Origin of the sequence: Arthrobacter sp. 08Y14, from assembly GCF_002929455.1 — a bacterium.
GTDB classification, from domain to species: domain Bacteria; phylum Actinomycetota; class Actinomycetes; order Actinomycetales; family Micrococcaceae; genus Arthrobacter_B; species Arthrobacter_B sunyaminii.
Genome location: NZ_PJIX01000021.1, coordinates 1 through 751, shown reverse-complemented (window position 1 = coordinate 751; position 751 = coordinate 1). Strand labels below are relative to the sequence as shown.

The 751-nt window shown below is 46.6% G+C and carries 1 pseudogene; it reads right to left on the bottom strand.

The window, feature by feature from the left end:
* A pseudogene (locus tag CXR03_RS18850) lies at window positions 1-315 on the bottom strand (retrotransposon gag family protein); the annotation flags it as partial.
* Window positions 316-751 lie beyond the last annotated feature (436 nt).

The window sequence follows — 751 nt, the reverse complement described above, 5'->3', positions numbered from 1 at the left end:
CCGGAAATCCGTAGACATCAAGGCATAAGACAACTCATCATTCAGTCCCTCTAAAAACTTCTCCTGACGCTCTTCATTGGTGAGGACATCCTCTGGAGCATAGCGAGCTAAACGGTTGAAATCATGGAGGTACTCGGTGACCGAACGAGATCACTGGTTGAGTGCTCTAAATTCTCTCTTCTTTAGAGCTACAACACCCGTTGGTATGTGTGTTTTCTTGAAAGCGGCCGTGAATTCCTGCCACGTAATAGGCTCTCCTTCAGCCCTGCCTTGGCAAAAATGATCCCACCATTCAGCAGCAGGTCCATGCAACTGATGCGAAGCAAAAGAAACTTTCTCCTACTCAGTACACTGGATCAAATCCAACTTCTTCTCCACTGCATGCAACCAATCTCCTGCTTCTACTGGATTGGTGGTGCTTGAAAAGGTAGGGGGTCTCACACGTAAGAAATCTGCCAACTTGTTTTGGGGAGGTGGGGGTGGATTCTGGTTCTGATTATTTGCCTGCTGATTCTGTGCCTGCTGCACTAACAGATTGATCAGTTGTGTTTGTTGGGCCAGAATCTGAGCTAGCGTGGGATCTCCTCCATTGTTAGCAGCTCCACTTCCACTTCCACTTCCACTTCCGGTGCGCGTGTTCACCATCTGTTGCATATTAGAGAAGATAGAAGGAGAGGGGTTACACTAAAGACAAGACCTTAACCAGTTTAACACTGATCTGATGTGTGTAAACCATTATATTGTTCAAGTT